Below are 17,131 nucleotides of genomic sequence, written 5' to 3'. Positions count from 1 at the left end.
GCGAGGGAGCTTGCTCCCGCTGGGCTGCGCAGCAGTCCGCTGTTTTAAAAGCGGGGGTTGCTTCGCAACCCATCGGGGATAAATCCCCTCGCCACAGGTTCAGGTTCTATTTCTATCAATCGTTGTGCAACATCCCGGAGCTGTACTGGTTCAAGCTGCTACCAATACTGTTACCGCCGAATTTGAGGGTCGTTGCATTTGTGCGACCCTCCGGCGATTGGCAATCCGAGGAGAAACAACTGGTGGTGGTCAAACCTCCGGCGCCCGAACAGGCACTCAATACCGAGACAGCTGCGGCGATCAACAGCACTTTGACGACATTGGTGCGCATGGTACGGCTCCCCTTGGGATGATCTTGTGCAAGCATCGTAGGCCTAAGTCGCGCCCGGCAAGATGAAATTTTGCTGATCGACAGCGCGGGTTCAGAATCCAGGGCTGCGGCAATCGGCTGGTCTTCCGACAACGCCGCAAAAGACTCTGTCACCCCATTGGAAAAACTCCCCCGGCCCGCTCAATCCCTTCCCGGTCTGGGTATCGCAATACGGCTACTGGTCTTGACCTCACGCAACGCCAGGCTGGACTGGATGGACGCAATCCCGACTTGGCGCCTGAGCACCTGCTCGATGAAATCGCTGTAGCTATCCAGATCCTCGGCCAGCACCTGCAACACATAATCGGCATCGCCGGTGATCTTGTGACAGGACAGCACCTGGGGCAGTTGCGCAATCACCGACTCGAAGGCGTCCGGCGCGTGATCGGCGTGGGTGGAAAAACGGATGTGCACGAACGCCATGATGTCCAGCCCGAGCATTCGCCGATCAAGGTTGGCCTGATAGCCCTTGATCACCCCGGCCTCCTCCATTCTTTTGCGCCGCCGCCAGCAAGGCGTAAGGCTCAACGACAGCCGCTCACTGAGTTCAGCGTTGGAAATACTGGCGTCTTCCTGCAACAACTCAAGAATCGCCAGGTCGGTCTCGTCGAGACTGATGCGTTTGGATGATTTTTTCTGCATGACGCCAATCCTGAGTAAGAACGCCCGATTAATCTACCGAATCAAGAAAACAAAGCAAAGAAAGCGCAGGTCAGCCGGAACAGAATATTTGCACTGGCTCACATTAACGGATGCGCAGAATGTTTACAGTTTTCAGTGATTCCCACCGTTTCCACCATGGCACCGAATTGAAGGACGGCGTGCTCAAGCCGTCATTCGAACAACCGAGTCGGGCCGATACCGTGCACAACCGCGTCAAACAGGTCGGCCTGGGGCAAATCGTCGAACCGCGTGCGTTTGACCGCTCGTGCTACGTCAACGCGCACAGTGAGCGCTACGTCAGTTTTCTGGAAAGTGCCTGGACCGAATGGTGCGCAACCGGACGCACGCACGATGCCTTGCCCCTGATCTGGCCGGTACGCGATCTGGCCAACGAGCAAGTGCCGACGTTCATCGACGGCAAGCTCGGCTTCTATGCCATGGATGCCGGTTCGCCCATCACCGCCACGACCTGGCAAGCGGTGAAAACCAGCGCGGATATCGCCCTCACCGGACTCGAACTGATCGATGAAGGCCACGACAGCGCCTTTGCCCTGTGCCGCCCGCCCGGCCATCACGCCGCGCGCGAATACATGGGCGGTTATTGCTATCTCAATAACGCCGCGATTGCCGCGCAGCAGGCCATCACCCAAGGCGCCAAACGTGTCGCGGTGCTCGACGTCGACTTCCACCACGGCAACGGCACCCAGAACATTTTCTACCAGCGCAGCGACGTCATGTTCGTGTCGCTGCACGGTGAACCTGCGGTGTCCTACCCGTACTTTTCAGGTTACAGCCACGAAGTCGGCGCGGGTGTCGGCGAGGGTTACAACCTCAACTACCCGCTGCCGAAAAACACCACGTGGGAGAGCTACCGCAACGCCCTGCTCCACGCCTGCAAAAAACTCCAGCAGTTCTCACCTGAGGTGCTGGTGATTTCCCTCGGTGTCGACACGTTCAAGGACGACCCCATCAGCCACTTCCTGCTGGAAAGCGAGGACTTCATCGGCATCGGAACGCTGATCGCCAGTGTCGGTAGCCCCACCCTGTTCGTGATGGAGGGCGGCTACATGGTCGATGAAATCGGCATCAATGCGGTGAACGTGCTGCATGGTTTCGAGAGTAAACGCAGCTGAACCATCCCCGCTCTGCGGCCTTTGAATGACTGAATCGGAGAACAACAACATGACGCTTTTTATTGATGTCGATGATGCTGCACGCCTGTTCACCCAGGTCGGCATCCGCCGGGCCATCCGCGACATGGCGGGCTACATCGAAGCGGACTACGCACGCTGGGCGCAATTTGATAAATCGCCGCGCACGGCCAACCACTCGGCAGACGGCGTGATCGAGCTGATGCCCACCGACGATGGCCAGCAGTACTCGTTCAAATACGTCAACGGCCATCCGGACAATGGTCAGCGCAACTTGCTGACCGTCATGGCTTTCGGGCTGCTGGCCGATGTGCAGAGTGGCTATCCAACCCTGCTCAGCGAACTGACATTGACCACCGCCGTGCGCACCGCTGCCACCTCGGCACTGGTTGCGCAGTCGCTGGCTCGCCCGGGTGCGACCTCAATGGCGATCATCGGCAACGGTGCGCAGAGTGAGTTTCAGGCGCTCGCCTTTCATGAAATGTTGGGCATCAGCGAAATCCGCATCTTCGATATTGATCGCGACGCTTCGCTCAAGTTGAAGCACAACCTGGCGGCGTTTCCGCAGATCGAAGTGATTCTGGCCGACTCGGTAAAGGACGCGGTCAAGGGTGCGCATATCGTCACCACAGTCACCGCCGACAAAGCCTACGCAACGATTCTCACGCCCGAAATGATCGAACCCGGCATGCATATCAATGCGGTCGGCGGCGACTGCCCGGGTAAAACCGAACTGCACGCCGACATCCTGCGCAACGCCCGGGTCATCGTCGAATTCGAGCCGCAAACACGCATCGAAGGCGACATTCAGCAATTGGAGGCCGACTCTCCAGTGGTCGAGTTTTTCCGGATTGTGCAGGGCGAAGTGCCCGGCCGCGAGAGCGATACGCAGGTGACGGTCTTTGATTCGGTGGGCTTTGCTCTGGAAGATTTTTCGTCACTGCGCTACCTCAACGACCTGGCTCAGCAACAGCAAATCGGCCAGCGCATCCACCTGGTGCCGACGCCGGCCAACATCAAAAATCTCTTCCAGTTGCTGGACCCACAACCGGCAACAGCCTCACGTCTGCGCACCGTCAGTTAATCAGCAAGGACCGCCCCCACGCGATTTTGCGAGGGGGCCATTCACTCTCCAGGCATCGCTGTGATTAGCCGCTGCCTCTCTAACAAGAACGCTCGACACCTACTTTCTGCCAAAACTCAAAAACATAAAATCAAGAGGTTTTGCAATGAAATCGAATCCTTCCGGGCTGCTTGAACAGCCCGCGCTGCAGCGCACGCTCAGCAATCGTCACATCCAGTTAATGGCCATGGGCGGTGCCATCGGTACGGGCCTGTTCATGGGCTCCGGGAAGATCATCGCCCTCTCCGGGACGTCGATTATCCTCATCTACATGATCATCGGTCTGTTCGTTTTTTTCGTCATGCGCGCCATGGGCGAAATGCTCCTGTCCAACCTGAACTTCAAAACCTTTGCCGACTTTGCCGGCGCCTACCTCGGCCCGCGCGCGGCATTTTTTCTCGGCTGGTCGTATTGGTTGAGCTGGAGCGTGGCGGTGATCGGCGATGCCGTCGTGGTCGGTGGATTCTTCCAGTACTGGTTCCCCGAGGTACCGGCGTGGATACCCGCCGTCGGCATGCTGGCGACGTTGTTTGCGCTGAACGTGCTGACGGTCAGGCTGTTCGGTGAGGTGGAGTTCTGGTTTGCGATCATCAAAATCATTGCCGTCGTGACCTTGATCGGCGTCAGCACCGTGCTGATTGCCACGTCCTTCGTGTCCCCGAGTGGCGTCACCGCATCCCTGAGTCACCTGGTGGATAAACAGGCGGCCTTCCCTAACGGCTTGTTCGGCTTCTTCGCCGGATTTCAGATGGCAATTTTCTCCTTCGCCGGCACCGAGTTGATCGGCACCGCCGCCGCTGAAACCCGATCTCCAGAGAGGACTTTACCCAAGGCCATCAACTCGATTCCGCTGCGGATCATCCTGTTCTACGTGCTGGCACTGACCTGCATTATTGCCGTGACCTCGTGGCAGCAGGTGTCTCCGGTCAAGAGCCCCTTTGTCGAACTGTTTCTCGTGGCTGGGTTTCCCGCGGCCGCCGGTATCGTCAACTTCGTGGTCCTGACATCGGCGGCATCATCGGCCAACAGTGGCGTGTTTTCATCGAGCCGCATGCTGTTCGGCCTGGCCAACCAGCAAAACGCTCCGGGCATCTTCCGGCGACTGTCAGGAAACAGCGTGCCGCTGCTGAGTCTGGCGTTCACCACACTGCTGATGCTGATTGGGGTGCTGGTGCTGTTCATCGTGCCGGAAGTGATGACCGCCTTCACCATCGTCTCCACCGTGTCGGCGATTCTGGTGATTTTCACCTGGTCGACCATCCTCGCGTCGTACATTGCCTATCGCAAAGAACGCCCGGACCTGCATGCGAAGTCGGCTTACAAGATGCCCGGCGGCGTACCGATGGCCTCGTTTTCCCTGGCATTTCTAGGCTTTGTGCTGTGTCTGCTGGCATTGCGACCTGACACGCGGATTGCCTTGATGGTCATGCCGGGTTGGTTCGTATGGTTGGCGATTGCTTACCAGTTGACTCGCTCAAGGCAGACGAAATCGGCAGTGGAGTCGGCGAGCCAGTTTGGCTGAATCTGCACGCCTGAGCCGTCACCTCAACGTGATGGCTCAGGCTCAAAGACCAGCCCCCGTCAGATCGGTTGCCACGCCTGCGCAGGAATCTGCGCCATCGCCTCAAACGCCGGTTTGGCGAACCAGAATCCCTGCATCAGATAAATCCCGCAATCAGCGAGAAAATCCCGCTCCTCGGGGTGCTCGATGCCCTCGGCAATCACCTCGACGCCCAACTCGGCACACATGCCCACCACGCCACGCACAATCGCCTGGCGTACGCGGTCGCGATGGATATCGCGAATCAGCGCCATGTCCAGTTTGATCAGATCCGGCTGAAAGTCCGCCAGCAGATTCAGCCCGGAATACCCCGCACCGAAGTCATCAATGGCCGTCTTGAAACCAAACTCGCGATACTCGCGCAGGATGTTCATCAAGTGCTTGTTGCTTTCAACGTGCTCGCCCTCGACCGCTTCGAAGATCAACCGCTCAAGCGGAAACGCATGCGCGCGCGCCGCCTCCAGCGTGCTGCGAATGCACAAGTCCGGACGATAAACGGCGTTCGGCAGGAAGTTGATCGAGAGGAACCCGGTGAGCCCCAGCTGCGCTGCCGTAGAGATCGCCCGCACACGGCACAGTTGATCGAAGCGATAGCGGTTCTGGTCATCGACCTGCTGCAGAACCGAAAGCGCCCCTTCGCCCTGCACGCCCCGGACCAGCGCCTCGTGGGCGAAGGTCGATTGATCACGTACATCGACAATCGGCTGGAACGCGAAGGAGAACGCCATATCGGCCTCGCCTTTTTGCCGGCATCCTTGGCACCCCCCGCTGGGCTGGGGGAAAATTGGTGTATTGGTCATGACGCCCCCTGAGAGCGGGTTGCAACCATCCATGGCCCAGAAAAAAATCACTGCACGGACCGGGTGGCGCCGCTTGGCGGCCCCCGCTTATACAGGCTGACCGGTCAATTCCGGCCAAGTTCATTGCGAAATGCCATCAGGTGCGGAAATGCGCCGTCATGCGTTGCAGGTCCTGCCCCAGCGACGCCAGTTCAATGGTCGCGGCAGCGCTTTCTTCGCTGGCGACGGCCGACTGATCGGCCACATCGCGCACACTGACGATGCTGCGATTGATCTCATCGGCCACTGCACTTTGCTGCTCGGCGGCGGCGGAAATCTGCAGGCTCATTTGCTGGATCGTGCCGATCGAATGGTTGATCTCGGTAATCGCCTGCTCGGCCTTCTGCGCCAGCACCACGGTGTCCAGCGTGCGCTCGCGACTGGATGTCATCAGCGTAGATGCCGCTTGCGTACCCTGCTGCAAGGTGACAATCAGCGCTTCGATTTCCTTGGTCGAATCCTGGGTGCGCTGCGCCAGCGAGCGCACTTCATCGGCGACCACGGCAAAACCACGCCCCTGCTCCCCCGCCCGCGCCGCTTCAATCGCCGCATTCAGCGCCAGCAAGTTGGTCTGCTCGGCGACTGCCTTGATCACATCGATGACCTTGCCGATCTGCTCACTGTCCTGGGACAGCACGTTCATCGCCGCGCCCAAGTCTTCGATCGCCACCGACAGTTCGCTGATCTGCACAGTCGCCTGCTTGACCACCGCACTGCCGTGACGCGCCTGCTGATCGGCCAGGGTCGCGGCGGCGGATGCGTCCGTGGTGTTGCGCGCCACCTCCTGCACCGTCGAGGCCATTTCGTGCATCGCCGTGGCGACCTGATCCACCTCGACTTTCTGCTGACGCACACCGGCGCTGGTCTGCTCGCTCATCGCCGAGAGCTTCTCCGCCGATGTCGAAATATGCGTGACACCGTTACCGATTCCCTGCACCAGCGTGTTCAGGCTTTGCGCCATGTCCTGCATCGCGTTTTGCAGATCGCCCAACTCATCCTTGCGGCTGGATTTGGCTTGCACCGTCAGATCGCCCTTGGCAATCCGTCGCGCCAGTTCCACCGTCAGCGCCAGCGGCCCGGTGATCTGCCGCGAGATCAGCACCGCAGCCAACAGACCGACCACCAGCGCCAGCACGGTCAGCACTGCAATCTGGATAAAGGCACGCTGCTGATCGTCCCGCGCCAGACGCTGCTGAGTGTCCATCAGGCCGGTCATGATGCTGTCCATCGCCTGGCTCTGTTGATCCACCTGCTGGCGCAGGCTCTGCTTCTGCTCGAACAGCGCGGCGACCTGCACCAGCACCTCGCGATAACGGCGCATGCCGGCCTGCGCCTCTTCAAGCTGACTCGACAGGGTCGCCGGCAAACCGCTGCGCGCCTTGCTCATGTCGGCCAGAAACGCATCGGTGGTATCCAGCAGCACCTGCTTGTTGGCCTCGCTCGGCACCGCGATATAACGCCGCAGCATCAGACGAAACATCGTCATGCCATTGCGCAGATCCGCCACGGTGCGCAAATCCGCCACCCGCGCGCTATCAGCAGACGCCAACGCGCTGGCCGTGGTGCTCTCGAACATGCTGTTGAAGGTCTCGGCGTACTTGTCCGACATCGCCCCCAATGGTTTCAGCGCATCGCTGGTCGCCTTGTCCGCCTCGACCAAACGCTTGACCTGCTGATCGTAAGCCAGCGTGGTGTCCTGCAAACGCTTCAAGGCTTGCTGGTTTTCCGCCCGCGTCAGGGTCTGCAACGCCTTGGCGATCAGGCCCTGCAACACCGTCAGCTGCGACTGATAAGCCTCGGCATAAGCGACATCCGCCGCCGCTTCGTACTGCTTCTCCGACAGACGCATGTCCTGCGTCGCATCGTTGAGCGTGCCGATCAGACGCGTCGTGCCCAGGCGATCAACCAGCACATTGCTGCTGTTATAGCCAATGAAGGCCACCGCCCCCACCGCCAGCAAAAGAACGCCAAACCCGGCCCCCAACTTTCGGGAAACCTTGATGTTGCCCAGGAAATTCGATGCTTCTGCCATGTTCAGCCTCTAACGCCCTGACGCGATTCAGCGTCAGGCACAAAAAGTAGATCTCTGATAACCGGAGTTACCGCTCATATTCGGGGTCGTCGTCCTGGGCGAATCACGGGCAGCTTCCACTGACCCGGCTGCAACAAACTGACGCGAAAAGCCGTGCCGACGGCCCACGCTCCAGCGGACAAATCCAGGACTGACGCTGGATTTATCGTTTCAGCAAAGGTGTTGGAACGGATGCTATAAATTTTGGGAAAAGTTGTACAACTTTATATTTTTGTATAATCGTTGAACTTTTTTGAGCGGGTGATGACGCATTGCCATCATTTTTTGTGGCACATCGCTATTGCTGCGAAAACAGGCTGAAAACCGCCATTTTGGGCGGTTGTTTTGCGCATCGACAGCACACCCTCCGCGACCACGACCTCGCCGCTCGCCACGGAGGGCAGCGCTCTACGCCTTGAGCTCGACGTTATCCAACGCCTGATTCACCGCCAACTCCCCCAACATCACCACCTGCGCAATGCCGAGCAGCGTCTTGCGGTGCGAGACGTCCAGCAACGCGGCGAAATCGTTGAGCATGGTCGTGGCGGAACCCAGGGATTCACTGGCGTTGGCGAGCAGGGATTCGGTGTCGTAGGCCGGGTTGGCAAAGAACATTGGTTTGGATTGATCACCGCTGGCCATGATCTGGCTGGTTGGGGTGAGGTAGTGATCGAGGGCGCGCTCGGCGGCTTCGTGGAGTTTGCGGGAATCGAGGGATTCGTAGGGGGATGCGGGGTTGGTTTCGGGTGGGTTGGGTGTTGGTTTGAACATGGTGTAACTCCTGACGGATAAACGAAAAGGAGCCATCACTCTCGCTACCAAACGAAGGGTGGAGGCCATACGCAGGTTGGTAGACCGGTCGTCAGGAACCCCGGCGCATCCGAAGACGCCCCGCGCATGACCACCATAAAACGAAGACGAGAAACGCCCTCGCAAGACAGTAGTCTTGTGCTTCTGACGGAGGCGGGCTACCAAACCCGATCACTGGTTTTCAGTGACGTAGGGACGATAGAACCTGCGAGCTAGGCGCACAAGCCGGCGGATTCTGTCTTAGGTGTAGGGGATGGTGCAAGGCGTTGTAGGGCTAAGGTAGTGCAGATAATAACGCTTTAAACAGTGCACATTTAAGCCGTTTAAATTGAGGGCGTTTTCCCAAAGCACGGTTCCAGGCAAGTCTGATAAAGTCGGCACCGGTTCATTTGTTGACAGGTCTGGATGAAGAGCTGGAGGATTTTTTGACATGGAACGTTCGATGACGGATAAGGAACTCGCTGACGTCTATTGGGCGCTATCTGACGCTTTTGTTGATACAGAAGTTGATTACGAAGCTATTGCGCGCCAAACCGAAAATTATGACCCTGAGGATATCAGGCGAATTCTTTATCATGAGGTAGCACCTGTCTGTCATACGAACCTTGAGACGGTGATACCAATGATATGGTCAGCATTCAATTTAGAAAATTTGAAATCTGATATAGAGGAAATACTGAAGGCAAGAGAAAAAAGCAACTTCCGCCGACAGCGGGACAAGTTACTAATACGCTGGCTTGAATTCAGATATGGCTACATCTGGAAAGAGATTAAAAAACAATACAAAAAAAATCATACCACACCAAAAATATAGAAAAACTAGCAAACTTAGGATTGTTAATAAAGCTGAGCCCTACAGGCAACGGGGCATATTTATTTACTACCAAGCATCTCAATCTTCTAAATAAACCCGTCATCTTTTTTTTGAATAGTTCGTCGGCATTGAACGCGTATAATGTTACGAAAGCTAGAGCCAATGCGATTTTCCGGTATAGAGAAAAAATTTCCGAACACGATATCTGGGCACACGCCAAACGTATAACCTGACCTCGACCTACCCAACAAAATAGGGGACTAATTTATTTACCAGAAGATCAATAAGAATAAATCAATCGCCTTTTTAGGTCGCTTCCGCGACTACCCGCCAAGGGCTCTGCGATATTCAGGACTAGCTGCCAATATTTGATACAACTGAATATACATTACATTAACACCAAACTCAGATTCTAGAGAGCGACGCCTTATCTCTGCATCCATTGGAAATTCTCGAGCTACGATAACTGCCGAAATAATCCGACCAGACGATTCTGATATTTTGGAAACAGACGAAACAATCTTACGAATCTCGGAACTTGAAATTACGCCGACCTTGGACTGCACATACAAAACCTCTTCGTTTGAAGTGGCTACCACATCGACCTTTGCAGCGTCCAAGCGCGAATCTGCAATTTCGGATTGAAAACCCAGCTTTTCAAAAAAATCACATATTGCATGTTCTGTCAGCTTTCCTTTTGCAGCCTGCTGTCTCCCTATCACCTTAGATATTGTTTTATGAATCTCATTCAAGTCACCACGAGTAGCCTTCTGATACGATCTTTCTTCCTCGCCAATTACATCCGAATAAAAACCAACATCTTCCCCTAGATAAACCGAAACAATAAAATCCTCTCTTTCATAATTAACCAACTCATCATCTATCTTAGATATCAGTCCTCCCAAAGTTTCTGAATCCAACTTCCTTTCAATTATCAAGGTACCATGAGCAACGCGCCTCTCAAAATGCAACTCAAGAACCCCCAATCGATCTTTAGATTCGCTTCCACTTTCACGAAGCCATACCACATAACTTTCACTCGCCTCTGTGCGTGCAAGTCGCGTATATGTAAACTCTAAATCCATTTACATCTCCCTCAATAAATATTTGAAAGAAAAATGGCCCTATGGACATTCTTTATAACCCACCCAAGAAACTTGCGTATTCATATCACGACGGTCGCCTACACACTGAAATAAATTTATTGGTTCGACATCCTTAGGGCTTCTGGCCAAAAACTCTCTAGACGTTGGGAACGTCTCCTTCCCCCCAATCCTGATAAACTCCCCCACCTCCAAGCCCCACCCAATCTAGAACCGCCAATGTCCCCTATCTCCGCCACACCCGCCCCACTCTCCCGCCGCTTCTCCGTCGCCCCGATGATGGATTGGGCGCAGTAAGCGCTGATGACCCCGCATTCTCAGACTAATCAGCTCTTTCGCATGCGCTGTGTAGCAACTTTCAAGCAAACGGTATCAATAGACTGTCTCTCGCGCTCTCGCTGCTATGCTAGGGTCTTAGCGAAGCTAAAGGGAAAAAGCCATGAAGCTTAAGCGAGAAGCGCGGACGCTCAAAAGCAAGGGCATTGCATCTTTACGCCGGGGCTTAGAGGTATTCAATAGCCACGACGACCAAGGTCGTACCGAGTCCGTGCTTCTGCACATGCAGCACTGCAGTGAGATGCTCATTAAGGCGTTGCTGATTCAGAAATCTCAACCAGTTTTTGACAAAGAAAAAGGTATTTCTATCGGGCTAGATAGAGCCTTGAATGTGGCGACAGCCAATGGATATATGAACGCTTCCCAAGCAGGAACAATTAGAACTGTTGATGCAATGCGGGACGCCGCCCAGCATTGGATGATTGTGGTGTCTGAAGAAGTACTGTATTTAAATGCTCGAGCGTTGATCACTACTATTGACGAAATTCTAAAGCTACACTTCGGAGATTCTCTTGCTGGCAACCTCCCTTTGAGAGTCCTACCTCTTTCAACTACACCGCTGAGAGAGTTTGAACTGTTGATTGATAATGAATACACGCAAATTGCAGAACTTCTTGCCCCTAATAAAAGAGCACGTGACGAAGCTCGGGGAAGAATCAGAACCCTACTTGCGATGGAGGGACATGTCACCGAGCAAATCGCTGTCTCAGAGCGGGACATAGATCGTATTGAGCGAGCAATAAAACATCGCACAGAGGTCTCTGAGGTTTTTCCAAGGTTGATGACTCTCGCGAGCGACGTGACGGGTGAGGGATTAACCGTCAAAGTCCATTTCAGCAAGAAAGAAGGAGCACCTGTTCGTTTTATATCAGGCGACGATCCAGGAGCGGCAGGGGCAATACGGGAAGTTGACCTTCAAAAAAAATACCACTTAAGTCCTCAGCAACTATCTGAAAAATTAAGTATTACCCCTCCGCGCTGTAAAGCCCTTAGAGATTATCTTGAGATAGATGAAGACGCCGCCAATATGATGATTTTTGAGTTCGGCAGTCAACGACATCCCCGATACTCCGATAACGCGCTACGCCTCCTCCACGCGAGCAACACACCGGAAACATTGCACCTCGCTTGGGTAAACAGGAATGCGAGGAAGGTTGCACCGTAGCAATCAGATATTAATCATCACTGAATGCTGGTCTGGGTGACAACTTAGGGCCACTTCCCTATTTTGGGAAGGATTTGATTTCCGCGACCCCACGTAATTCGCTTGTAGAACAGGTCGTGCAACGGTGCCGCGAGATTCATCGCGATAGCTGGGTAGAAGATTGACGTGCCTTGACTCTTCCCGTGAGGAATGTCGGAAATGCGGGTGATTTGGGCTATAGGTCCGATGCTATATCTATGGCAGTTGTCCTCGGCAGGTTGCCTAGATATATAAAAGGCATTGGGTGGAGTTCGGGCGCCCCTTTTTTTTGTTCCACACTGAGTATGCCCGCACACGCTTTATTTCCTATGGGCGCCCTTAGGTAGTCAAATAGAAACACTTTGCTACCCTCCCAGGCCCGACGAATACTGCCGAATCAAGGCTCGTCAGATTTGAACACGGCGCGAAAATCGGAGATCTGATCTGAGAATAATACCCCGAGCCTCCCCGTCTTGATATTCATACCAAGGTCCCGCTGACTGGCAATGTGCTCAATGGTTTCTGCATATTTTGGAGCGAGTCTACCTACAAGATAACTAATGAAGTCTTCGACTACCTTCCGGTCTTGTTGAATTGTTTCAAACTTAATTGATCGCAAAGAAGCGCCAATGGACTCGCTCCACATATCCTCATATTGGAGAAACAAAGGAACCTTTTCTCGAAAATAAACTTCCCCCATTGCGAGCTTCGGTATCTCTATATTCCCATGTAAAAGGTCATTTCGGTCATTCATTAAAGTGTGAAATGCCTTGCACTCATCTGAGGCATAATCCACCACACTCGAAAATCCTATGCAGTGCACGGACAACATTTGTACCCGAACATCAATTGGCTGACGGACGACATTTTGAAAAAGGCGATCGTTAGCCTTAATCTCGGGACGGGCAAGTACGAATATGAGAAGATTCACAAATGATTCGGCCAGCACGGGTAGCATGGCACGGAGACCAAATACGAGGCCAACGGCGGAGCTGTATCTTTCGTTTAGTGCCTGCCAGCGATATTTAAACTCGTCATAGTCAGTTCCTTCGCCTGGATGAGGCAGTCGGTCCCTACGAGGATCAATATCTAGCATATCGAGCTGCTTAAAATTCTGCTCAACCGAACTTTTTATTCTACTATAGGGATTAAAAAATCTAGTCCACTTTTCAAGTTCTAGCCGAAAAGCAGATATTTTCTTGCCATAATTTTTTAAATCAGACTTAATCTGACTGATAAACATCTCCAGAGTTAGACCAGAATCAACAAAATCTCCTATCAAATGGACTTCAGTTCGAAAGTTCATACCCAAAATAGAAACGATACCCCGCTCACTAGCAAGTGTCCACTCCCAATGAATTAAGTTATCGGAATCATCTGTTCTCAAAAAGTTCTGAATACCATTTGGCTCTCCGTATTTGGCATACAGATAGCAATAAAGGTCAATTGGCTTTAACTCGTTTACGAATTCCCATCTGAGTCCCCGCTTCGGCAATTTTCCTCCGAACACAATATTTTTCACGCAGTGAGGATGCGGCGCTTCCAGCTCAACAAAAAAATTTTCCATGGTGCGCTCCATTGCTTGGTCGCTTGAATAGACCTCAAGCCATGGTGCAATTGCAACAACTGAATTCGGGCGCCAGAACTCAGACCATTGTTCACCCCGCGGCTTATGACCGTCTCCATGCGCGAGCGTAAATCCCCCCACGGTTGTGTCCTACTGAAGCCATCGAGCGTAGTGATGGAGTGAGCCGGGCGAAGCCCTTGTCCTGAGACCCAATGGGAAATCAGGACGAAGGGAAATCTGTGTAATCCCGCCGCGTTGCTTCTGGATACCCTCCCCCGGCATGTGGTTTCTTTTGGCTTGCTATCGCAGCAAGACCGGGGAGTAACGCGATTCACCGAGTAGTCATCCGCTACTTGTTCCAGGCTTCAAGCCTACGGACACTGATTTAGACTTCTCGTGGTGCAAAGCATTACTTGCAGCTCACACTCCATAACTGGTCTAGCCGCGTCGTGTATCCATCTCAAAAATCTGGCCGACTATATCGACCGCCAGAGGGAAAAAGCCGCTAGAGAACAAAATCAGCTCATGGGGCGAGTGGCATGAAATAGGGGCTTACGCCCCTGTTGGAATTGACAACCAATACAGCTCTGCCCCAGCTCAATTTCGTTCAATTCAACACGCCAACGTTGACTACACCTTGGGGAGCTCCGGACGTCACCTCATTCACGCCTCCATTGAACGAATCTTGATTTGGCACAGCTGGTACCGCAGGCCTCGCTACAGGTGCCGCCGGCTTGGCTGCCTTCGCCGCTGGCTGAGCTGCCGCGGGTTTCGCTGCTGCCTTCACCGCTGGCTTAGCTGCCACGGGTTTCGCTGCTGCCTTCGCCGCTGGCTTAGCTGCCGCGGGTTTCGCTGCTGCCTTCGCCGCTGGCTTAGCTGCCGCGAGCTTTGCTGTTTTCTTCGCCTCCGGCTTAGCTGTCGCACGTTTCATTGCTGGCTTAGCCGCTGTCGAACCGGAACTGCTACTATCAGATCCGGCGCTCTTAGAAGAATTAGTTAGACTAAGATAAGCAACACCAACAACAGGAGAGCTAAGCAACTCAGATAGAGCATTCTTCAGTTCGATCTTACTTCGTGAAATTATCTCACGAGAGTCAAACTGCAACGAAAAGCTGAACCCTTTAGGTTGCTTAATCCAGTTAGCAACCCGAACGCTTCTTTTTGCATCAGACACATCACGCAGGTATACGCCACCATCTGACTTTATCCTAGCTCGAGGGGCAGCACCAATAATGGACTCCACAGCGACTGCTGCGGCTGACGCAGTAGATGTTGAACGTACTATTGTGAGCTCCCCCCCTGTCACATGTCGCATAGTACTCGCTAGCTCAGAAAAAACCTCGTCAATTTCAAGTTCATGCTTATGTAAATCCTTAGCCGCCTTTATACCAACTTTAAAAGCAGAAATAAAATCAGACATACTAAACCCTCATCACTTTCGTAGAAATTGGCAAATGATCCGAAACATGACTCCAATCGTCGAAGTAGCAACCAAACTCCAACAAAGAATAAATTTTTGTAGAGCTCTCACAGAAATGCCATTTATCCTCACCAAAAAAAGATGATGAAAATAAAATTTGATCAAAGGTTTTCCAGTATGTAAGTTCTTTTTTCTGTTTAAAATAGCATGTCCCAGAAGGATAATTCCAAAGCTGCTCTTGATCGTAAACATGTGGAATTAAGGCGCCCATCTCCCTCCAAAAAGGGTTATATAAAACCCGTTTATTCTCCAACATAAAACTTTTATCTCGAGTAGATTTCAGGTGATGCGTCATGGAGTCTTCATAAGGATCATCGTTAAAGTCCCCCATCAAAATCACATGAGACTTCTCTCCGTCCCTCTCAAATACAGAATTTATTGACGACCTTAAAGTTCCTCCTAGCTGACCCCGGTGAGCCTTCGCGGGCATAGACATTCTGCTTTGCCAGTGAGAAAGGTAAACATTGAAAAGCGAATCCCCACCTACCAGCAACCTTACTTTCACCCCAGCCTTATAGTAAGTTCTGACCTCGTCAACACGAGCAACATACTCATGATCCAAAAATTCAATTTTCTCCCTATTTATGATAATGCAAAAATCGTTAATCCGATTTCTCGATGAGTTATATAAAGAGCATACCTCAAAATTCCCAACCCCCAGCTGTTGAAGGAAAACCCCGACCAACTGAATGTCAGTCTCATCAACTTCACACAAACCTAAAATATCAATATCACCATCGACCAGCATATGCTTTATTACAGTTAAAAACCCCTCTGCAGTCTTTTTATTCAGCTTCACACTTTTTTTTGTTGTTGGGGGAGACATTCCCGTATTCCACCAAGCGATGCTCACATCCATTTTTTCTCCACGCTTTGCATGCCCCATCGGGAAGCCCAGAATACGCATGTAGCATAGTGAATCATGCGACTAATGCGACATTTATCTTGGCCAGCCATTTCCATTTAGCGTATGCATCCCCTCGCCCCTTCAAATGTGTGTACCGTCGTAAAGAGTTCCAATCCCTATGACCTGATACGCTCGCGAACCTCGGTATGTCCCAGTCCATCTCAAACAACCGGCTTACACCTTCATGCCGCAGGTCATGGAAATGCAGATCCTCGATGCCGAACATCGGGCACGCCCTCGTGAATGCGGCCGACACCGATTTCGCGTTGTAGGGGAAGATCTCACGCTCACTCTTGGGCATGCTCTGCAGAATTGCCCAAGCCTCGTTTGGCAGATGACACCACACGTCATTGCCGATCTTCTGACCGGGGTTTTTCATATCGCGCACCAGGACAGCCTGCCGCGACTCGTCGAGATCCTCCCAGCGGATACGTGTGATCTCCTCCTGCCGACGCGTCGAGAAGAGAGCGAAGGCAATCATCTTCGGCATGTTGATTTGGGCTTTATGGCGCGTCTGCATCTCGAAGAAATGCGTCATCAGCTTATCCAGTTCCTCAAGCGTCGGACGGCGATTCCGCTCCTTGCTCTTGCTCACCATACCCAGTTTTCGCAGCACCTTTCGGGCGTCAGACATAGCCAGAGGATCCACCTCGTAGCCCCACGCAGGCCTCGCCACAGACAGGACCGCACCCAGGTGCGAGAGATCATTACCGACCGTCTGCGCTTGAACACCGCCACCCTCTTTACTCATCCGCCACTGTGCGAACTCCACCAGCTTCTGGCTGGTCAGGGCCGAGTCGTCGAGGTCGCCCAACCAGGTATCTTTGATCGCCTTCAACGTCGCGTTCTTATTCTTACCCAACGGCCTGATCTTCTCGTACTCTTCCAGGTACTGCTCGATCATCTTCCTGATCGTCACCCCCTTACGGTTTGCGCGCTCAATCGCACCTGGTTCAGCCAGCTCCGTCTCACGCCGTTTGATCCAAGCCTGGGCGACCTGCTTTCGGTCGAAGGTTTGGCTTTCCTGATAAACTGTGCGCCCGTCCCGATTGATCCGTATCTGCGCCGTGTAGGCCGTCGAGTTGTCCTTGCGCTTGCGTGATGTGATCGTGCCCATTTCCAGTTGCTACATTGCTGAATTCGGTTGCTACAG

The 17,131-nt window shown here is 53.3% G+C and carries 15 protein-coding genes; 5 read left to right on the top strand and 10 right to left on the bottom strand.

Annotated features, from left to right (window positions below; all coding sequences use genetic code 11):
- Positions 1–115: 115 nt before the first annotated feature.
- Complete coding sequence (locus M0808_RS25495) at positions 116–331, bottom strand: hypothetical protein (RefSeq protein WP_247842844.1); 216 nt, start codon at positions 329–331, stop codon at positions 116–118.
- A gap of 180 nt (positions 332–511) precedes the next feature.
- On the bottom strand, positions 512–1,012 hold the full coding sequence (locus M0808_RS25490; RefSeq protein ID WP_045122550.1) for an Lrp/AsnC family transcriptional regulator: 501 nt from the start codon (positions 1,010–1,012) through the stop codon (positions 512–514).
- A gap of 119 nt (positions 1,013–1,131) precedes the next feature.
- Here M0808_RS25490 and M0808_RS25485 point away from each other — a divergent pair, with 119 nt between their 5' ends.
- From M0808_RS25485 to M0808_RS25475, 3 genes are all read left to right on the top strand, one after another.
- Complete coding sequence (locus tag M0808_RS25485) at positions 1,132–2,166, top strand: histone deacetylase family protein (RefSeq protein WP_247842842.1); 1,035 nt, start codon at positions 1,132–1,134, stop codon at positions 2,164–2,166.
- A gap of 49 nt (positions 2,167–2,215) precedes the next feature.
- Complete coding sequence (locus tag M0808_RS25480; protein ID WP_247842838.1) at positions 2,216–3,268, top strand: ornithine cyclodeaminase; 1,053 nt, start codon at positions 2,216–2,218, stop codon at positions 3,266–3,268.
- 145 nt (positions 3,269–3,413) lie between these two features.
- A complete protein-coding gene (locus tag M0808_RS25475) occupies positions 3,414–4,829 on the top strand; it encodes an amino acid permease (protein ID WP_247842836.1) in 1,416 nt (471 codons plus the stop codon).
- A 59-nt stretch (positions 4,830–4,888) separates the two neighbouring features.
- On the opposite strand, the gene M0808_RS25470 is transcribed toward M0808_RS25475, so the two are convergent.
- The 3 genes from M0808_RS25470 to M0808_RS25460 all read right to left on the bottom strand — a co-directional run bounded on the left by M0808_RS25470 (position 4,889) and on the right by M0808_RS25460 (position 8,549).
- A complete protein-coding gene (locus tag M0808_RS25470) occupies positions 4,889–5,596 on the bottom strand; it encodes an EAL domain-containing protein (protein ID WP_247842834.1) in 708 nt (235 codons plus the stop codon).
- Between the two features lie 208 nt (positions 5,597–5,804).
- Positions 5,805–7,739, bottom strand: coding sequence for a methyl-accepting chemotaxis protein (locus tag M0808_RS25465; protein WP_247842833.1), 1,935 nt, complete (start codon positions 7,737–7,739; stop codon positions 5,805–5,807).
- 447 nt (positions 7,740–8,186) lie between these two features.
- Positions 8,187–8,549 carry a DUF6124 family protein gene (locus M0808_RS25460; RefSeq protein ID WP_247842831.1) on the bottom strand — a complete coding sequence of 121 codons (363 nt, stop codon included), beginning with the start codon at positions 8,547–8,549 and terminating at the stop codon, positions 8,187–8,189.
- Positions 8,550–9,018: 469 nt separating this feature from the next.
- Here M0808_RS25460 and M0808_RS25455 point away from each other — a divergent pair, with 469 nt between their 5' ends.
- Positions 9,019–9,402 carry a hypothetical protein gene (locus M0808_RS25455; protein ID WP_247842829.1) on the top strand — a complete coding sequence of 128 codons (384 nt, stop codon included), beginning with the start codon at positions 9,019–9,021 and terminating at the stop codon, positions 9,400–9,402.
- Between the two features lie 323 nt (positions 9,403–9,725).
- Here the strand turns inward: M0808_RS25455 and M0808_RS25450 are convergent, their stop codons facing one another.
- Complete coding sequence (locus M0808_RS25450; protein WP_247842827.1) at positions 9,726–10,487, bottom strand: hypothetical protein; 762 nt, start codon at positions 10,485–10,487, stop codon at positions 9,726–9,728.
- A 457-nt stretch (positions 10,488–10,944) separates the two neighbouring features.
- Here M0808_RS25450 and M0808_RS25445 point away from each other — a divergent pair, with 457 nt between their 5' ends.
- A complete protein-coding gene (locus M0808_RS25445; protein ID WP_247842825.1) occupies positions 10,945–12,006 on the top strand; it encodes a hypothetical protein in 1,062 nt (353 codons plus the stop codon).
- A 415-nt stretch (positions 12,007–12,421) separates the two neighbouring features.
- Here M0808_RS25445 and M0808_RS25440 read toward each other — a convergent pair whose 3' ends face one another.
- The 4 genes from M0808_RS25440 to M0808_RS25425 all read right to left on the bottom strand — a co-directional run bounded on the left by M0808_RS25440 (position 12,422) and on the right by M0808_RS25425 (position 17,095).
- Positions 12,422–13,591, bottom strand: coding sequence for a hypothetical protein (locus M0808_RS25440; RefSeq protein ID WP_247842823.1), 1,170 nt, complete (start codon positions 13,589–13,591; stop codon positions 12,422–12,424).
- Positions 13,592–14,198: 607 nt separating this feature from the next.
- A complete protein-coding gene (locus M0808_RS25435; RefSeq protein ID WP_247842822.1) occupies positions 14,199–15,011 on the bottom strand; it encodes a hypothetical protein in 813 nt (270 codons plus the stop codon).
- Between the two features lies 1 nt (position 15,012).
- Positions 15,013–15,978 (bottom strand): endonuclease/exonuclease/phosphatase family protein, encoded by a 966-nt coding sequence (locus M0808_RS25430; RefSeq protein WP_247842821.1) that lies wholly within the window; start codon positions 15,976–15,978, stop codon positions 15,013–15,015.
- Positions 15,979–15,991: 13 nt separating this feature from the next.
- Positions 15,992–17,095, bottom strand: a complete 1,104-nt coding sequence (locus M0808_RS25425) for a site-specific integrase (RefSeq protein WP_247842820.1) — start codon at positions 17,093–17,095, stop codon at positions 15,992–15,994.
- Between the last annotated feature and the right edge of the window lie 36 nt (positions 17,096–17,131).

It is taken from the genome of Pseudomonas sp. MWU12-3103b (assembly GCF_023100615.1).
Lineage (GTDB): Bacteria > Pseudomonadota > Gammaproteobacteria > Pseudomonadales > Pseudomonadaceae > Aquipseudomonas > Aquipseudomonas putida_A.
Note: the sequence above shows the minus strand (reverse complement) of the source record. Positions and strands in the feature narration are given on the sequence as shown.

Bases quoted from the DNA above. Each gene is read 5' to 3' on its own strand.
- M0808_RS25495 (WP_247842844.1), bottom strand. From the start codon at position 331: ATGCGCACCAATGTCGTCAAAGTGCTGTTGATCGCCGCAGCTGTCTCG.
- M0808_RS25490 (WP_045122550.1), bottom strand. From the start codon at position 1,012: ATGCAGAAAAAATCATCCAAACGCATCAGTCTCGACGAGACCGACCTG.
- M0808_RS25485 (WP_247842842.1), top strand. From the start codon at position 1,132: ATGTTTACAGTTTTCAGTGATTCCCACCGTTTCCACCATGGCACCGAA.
- M0808_RS25480 (WP_247842838.1), top strand. From the start codon at position 2,216: ATGACGCTTTTTATTGATGTCGATGATGCTGCACGCCTGTTCACCCAG.
- M0808_RS25475 (WP_247842836.1), top strand. From the start codon at position 3,414: ATGAAATCGAATCCTTCCGGGCTGCTTGAACAGCCCGCGCTGCAGCGC.
- M0808_RS25470 (WP_247842834.1), bottom strand. From the start codon at position 5,596: ATGGCGTTCTCCTTCGCGTTCCAGCCGATTGTCGATGTACGTGATCAA.
- M0808_RS25465 (WP_247842833.1), bottom strand. From the start codon at position 7,739: ATGGCAGAAGCATCGAATTTCCTGGGCAACATCAAGGTTTCCCGAAAG.
- M0808_RS25460 (WP_247842831.1), bottom strand. From the start codon at position 8,549: ATGTTCAAACCAACACCCAACCCACCCGAAACCAACCCCGCATCCCCC.
- M0808_RS25455 (WP_247842829.1), top strand. From the start codon at position 9,019: ATGGAACGTTCGATGACGGATAAGGAACTCGCTGACGTCTATTGGGCG.
- M0808_RS25450 (WP_247842827.1), bottom strand. From the start codon at position 10,487: ATGGATTTAGAGTTTACATATACGCGACTTGCACGCACAGAGGCGAGT.
- M0808_RS25445 (WP_247842825.1), top strand. From the start codon at position 10,945: ATGAAGCTTAAGCGAGAAGCGCGGACGCTCAAAAGCAAGGGCATTGCA.
- M0808_RS25440 (WP_247842823.1), bottom strand. From the start codon at position 13,591: ATGGAAAATTTTTTTGTTGAGCTGGAAGCGCCGCATCCTCACTGCGTG.
- M0808_RS25435 (WP_247842822.1), bottom strand. From the start codon at position 15,011: ATGTCTGATTTTATTTCTGCTTTTAAAGTTGGTATAAAGGCGGCTAAG.
- M0808_RS25430 (WP_247842821.1), bottom strand. From the start codon at position 15,978: ATGCGTATTCTGGGCTTCCCGATGGGGCATGCAAAGCGTGGAGAAAAA.
- M0808_RS25425 (WP_247842820.1), bottom strand. From the start codon at position 17,095: ATGGGCACGATCACATCACGCAAGCGCAAGGACAACTCGACGGCCTAC.